Below are 1,583 nucleotides of genomic sequence, written 5' to 3' on the forward strand. Positions count from 1 at the left end.
AATGTTTGTGCAAATGAAACTTTGTCTTAAATTTGCACGCTCTTTAGCACCATTGGCCTATGGTGTAATTGGCAACACAGCTGGTTTTGGTCCAGTCGTTCTAGGTTCGAGTCCTAGTAGGCCAACAGCAAAGAAGTAAGCCCATTACGTATGTAATGGGTTTTTTTATGCCGGAGGTTCTTCCTCACCACCTATTTCTTTTGATGGGGGCGTTAGCGGAATTTCTTGTTCTTCTTCATAGGCGATATTTTCTTTTTCCATGATCAGGATTTCTTCATCAACCTTATCCAGGCTGGTGACCATCTTCTTTTTATCCTTAATCATTGCCCATGTCATGACCAGGCTGGTACCAATAATTACAAATAATAAGATACCCGGTTCAAAAGAACTTACCTGGGCTTCAGCCGGGATGGCATAAAATAAAAGTACGGTGATAAGACCACGGGGTGCAATGAAGAGCTGAGGGAGAATATCCTTTCCGTAAAAAACACGCAGGGTTACAAACCGCACCACATAAATGGATATGATCATCAACAGACTAATCAGTGCAACACTGAGGCTAAAAAGAGAGGAAACCACAATGGTAAGTCCGAAGATGACAAAAAAGAAGGTGCGTACCACAAATGCCGTCTCAAGCGTAACGATATGAAGTTCATGATAGATACGGTGTGCCTTTTCCTGGTTTAGGAAAATGGCGAATTTACCTTTAAAAAAGAGTTTCATATTAGCAATCACTAACCCGAAAATGAGAATGATCAGCAATGACGATAAATGAAATTGCTTCCCAATGGCATACAGCAGCAAAAGCACTGCAATGAGAAGAAACAATTTAGCCTGACTTTTAATTTCCTGAAAGATGAGAATGATGGCATAACTCGCAATGATAGAAATTACAATGGTTAACACAATATTGAGGGCGAAACCCCCAATACCTCCATCAGATTCCGGATTTAAGCCACCAACAAGAAAATAGAACATCATGATCCCCATGATATCTGAAAAAGTACTTTCATAAATATGGAATTCCTTTTTGTGCTCCTTTAAACCACTTACACTTGGAATGATTATGGCACTCGAAAGAATTGAAAGTGGGGTGGCATATAGCCAGGCAGATTGCATGCTCATATCCGGAATAAACTGGTACAGGATAAGTGCAGCCAGGTAGGCAGAACCTATCAGGCCAATGAGTGCCACGGCCATGGATTTCAATATGGGCAGTAGTTTTTCCCTCTTTAACTCTAATTCCAGCGCAGCCTCCAGGACTATCATAATCAAACCTATGATGCCCAATACTTCAAGTGCAGGAAAGAAATCTACCGTATCTGAGGTAAAATAGGAAAGTACAAACTGTAGAATAACTCCCAGAAAAATGAGTAGCAAAACGGAAGGGATGTTAGTTTTTTTTGAAATCCCGTTGAAAATAAAAGACAGGATCAGAATAACTGATGCTTCAATAATAAGGTTGTAACTCGAGAAAACGTCCATAGGGATTGCTGTTTTAATTACAGTGGTTTGTAAAATAAATGTACACTAATTTGTTGAATGCAAATTGTTTTAGTTCCCACCTTTCGGAAAATCCTTCT

The 1,583-nt window shown here is 39.7% G+C and carries 1 protein-coding gene and 1 tRNA gene; one reads left to right on the top strand and one right to left on the bottom strand.

Annotation, left to right across the window (positions count from 1 at the left end; genetic code table 11):
- Positions 1 to 53: 53 nt before the first annotated feature.
- Positions 54 to 125: transfer RNA gene (locus WBM49_RS05015), tRNA-Gln, on the top strand.
- A 40-nt stretch (positions 126 to 165) separates the two neighbouring features.
- Here the strand turns inward: WBM49_RS05015 and WBM49_RS05020 are convergent.
- Positions 166 to 1,485, bottom strand: coding sequence for a cation:proton antiporter (locus tag WBM49_RS05020; protein ID WP_424370969.1), 1,320 nt, complete (start codon positions 1,483 to 1,485; stop codon positions 166 to 168).
- Between the last annotated feature and the right edge of the window lie 98 nt (positions 1,486 to 1,583).

Source organism: Muriicola sp., from assembly GCF_049669965.1.
In the GTDB taxonomy this organism is placed as follows: domain Bacteria; phylum Bacteroidota; class Bacteroidia; order Flavobacteriales; family Flavobacteriaceae; genus Muriicola.

What these genes read in the sequence shown, in the direction of transcription:
- WBM49_RS05020 (WP_424370969.1), bottom strand. Translation starts at nt 1,485, where the DNA reads ATGGACGTTTTCTCGAGTTACAACCTTATTATTGAAGCATCAGTTATT.